This is a genomic window from Halogranum amylolyticum (assembly GCF_900110465.1).
Classification (GTDB): domain Archaea; phylum Halobacteriota; class Halobacteria; order Halobacteriales; family Haloferacaceae; genus Halogranum; species Halogranum amylolyticum.
In genome coordinates, this window is sequence record NZ_FODV01000054.1 from 1 (window position 1) to 2,478 (window position 2,478).

Annotated in this window: 2 protein-coding genes and 1 pseudogene; all 3 read left to right on the forward strand. The window is 57.3% G+C overall.

Features of this window, described 5'->3' with window-relative positions; all coding sequences use genetic code 11:
• Window positions 1–196, forward strand: a pseudogene (locus BSG17_RS25740) (transcription initiation factor IIB family protein); the annotation flags it as partial.
• Between the two features lie 291 nt (window positions 197–487).
• On the forward strand, window positions 488–1,198 hold the full coding sequence (locus BSG17_RS25745; RefSeq protein WP_449271725.1) for a biosurfactant protein 1: 711 nt from the start codon (window positions 488–490) through the stop codon (window positions 1,196–1,198).
• Window positions 1,199–1,266: 68 nt separating this feature from the next.
• Window positions 1,267–1,671, forward strand: coding sequence for an SWIM zinc finger family protein (locus BSG17_RS25750; protein ID WP_089828190.1), 405 nt, complete (start codon window positions 1,267–1,269; stop codon window positions 1,669–1,671).
• The last annotated feature ends 807 nt before the right edge of the window (window positions 1,672–2,478 follow it).

Sequence of the window (2,478 nt, forward strand, 5' to 3'; positions counted from 1 at the left end):
GACGTCCATTACGAACGGCTATCAGCCGTCTGGGGTTGCTGCAGCCTGTCTCTATCTCGCCAGTCGTGAACATGGGCAGTCGCTTACACAGACACAGGTTGCGGCGGCCGCTGGAACGACGCCGGCGACGTTGCGAGCACGACGTGCAGAACTTACCGAGCTGCTCGACGGGGAGGTGCCAGTCGCATCAACGTAGGGTTCTTCGGGGGAGCTCGGCGTCGACAGACAAGACGAGTAATTCTGTGGCCGAACGCAACCCGAGTGCGATTCCTCGGGGTCGTCTCGATATTGAAATACTAGGACGGATGAAATCGAGACAAGCCGATGACTGACCATTACGCCGACTACGAAGCACTCCGTCCGGTGGGTGAAGCGACTCAGACACCTGACCACGAACTCGATACTCGTTTCGACGCGCAGAACAACGGGCGTTCCATCGCAGGCTACCCAGCCGAGGCTCAACAACGAGGGACCAACTGTACCTCTTGTGGGACGTCGATTCCCCCCGGGGAAGCCAAAGTGCCGATTCTGTCTCACCCACCATCTCGATCCATCGAACGAGCAGCGTCACTCGGACACTGAGCTGTCGCTCCTGCACGTCGTGCACCTGTTCGTCGAGTCGTCGACGTACTACGGCGCCGTCGCGAAGGGAGCCGCCGCAGCGAGGTTGCTTGCAACGAATAGGTTCGACCCCGCCGTCGACGAGTGCCAGCTCATCTACGACTTCGACGAGGAGCCTGCCGCACAGGTGACCGACAACTGGCCAACGCTCTCCCCTGCGCTGCGAGTCGCTTCAAAGCGTGGCGAGGAGGTGCTTGCAGTCGCCCGTGAGCGAATGACCTGGGGAAGCACCACTCGCTCAGCGACTGAACACGCGACGTACCTCTACGACGAGAGTGGGAGCGCCATTCAGAATAAAGCGCACCTCTCGACGCTCCTCGAGAGTGCTGGCGACGGCGGCTGGCTCGTTCCAGCGATTGCACTCCAACGCTCTCCTGTGGAGACGCGTTCGGAGTCTCGGGAACATCGGGTGCCGATGAAGAGGTCACTACAATGTTGGGAGTGTGACCGAGAGACGACACATCGGTTCTCGGCGTTCGAGGAAAGTCCCGACGACGCGTGGAGTGAACAGCCAATCTGGGAGTGCGATCTGTGTGGATCCCCGTGCTTTGGGCCTGACCCAAGAGCAAGTCAGTAAGCTCACGCAGAGAAGTTTTATTTGCCCCCTGAAGGGTGCGGGGCACTCGAGAGGTGCCTCGTTGACCCATGACGAATGCATTTGCACACCTCGACACAACCCGAAGAGTCGTCAAACGAGCCCAATACGAGGCATTCGAGTTCGAAGGCTGCGACGGCGGTATTCGCATCAGAAACTGTAGTCACGCCGAGCCAGCAACCCACGAGTACCACGTCACCGTCGACGATGGAATTCCGGTGGCTTGTGAGTGTCCAGCCGACGCGAAGTATTCCTCGGCATGTAAACACCGTGTGGCGGTTGCGATTCGAACTCCATTCCTCGATGCCGCTGCAACGCAGGCGGTCGCCGACGGCGGAACCGTCGTGAGCGACGGCGACGCTGCAGAGTCGGATGAGTGCGACTGTGCAGACCTCGGCGACGGGTTCCCCTGCTGGGAGTGCTATCGAACGGGGAAGCGAACACTGCCGGAGTGACGCCAACTCACAGCTCACAAAGCGAGCAGCTATCGGTCTATCTCTCCAAGAAGTGACAGAAAGTGCGTGCTGAACTTAGAGAGTGTGTCGTTCATTCTCCATAGTTGAGTTTCACGATGGTCTCTTGCGGGGCATCAGCGTCATTGAGCGTCCATCTTTCGAGTACGGTGTAGATGTGATTTTGATAGTAGAACTCACCATCCATCCCATTGAGGAGAAGACGAACGTGTCTTCTTCGACAGACGACGCAGGCTTGCTCCCGGATGGTCCTCCGAGATCAAATCGAGACAGGAAGACTGCGACAAACTCTTCTTCATAGTTTATCGACTGCCACTCTGAGTGGGCGTGCTCAGGGAGGGTCTCGATCCGTAGCAACTCGTCAGCCTGTTCCTGGGTTGTAACGAGAGTTGCATAGTAAGGTGGCCCAGTCTGCGTCGTTATGCTTGATGCCACGACTGCCTCTGTTGGTTGGTTCGTAGTGTACCGGGCATCGAACTGTGGAACAGACGAAGACGATGTGAAACTCTGAGTCGAGTTACACCCGGACAAAAGAGAAATGCCACAAGTTGTCCCAAACAGCTGGAGAGCACGGCGTCTGGAGGGGCCATCTGTCATCTGTGCGGTATATTTCGCCAATAGTAGTATGAACCCAACGGTTTTGTCTGTCTCTGAGCGACTTGCGCGCTGAGTTCAGCACGACAGTAGAAACCTCACTGAACCCTGTCAGAAGTGGCGTGCAACACTCAGAGGGTATATTCAGCACGGCGACTCTGATTATTTCGCAGTTGCTGATCAGAACAGCTGTCA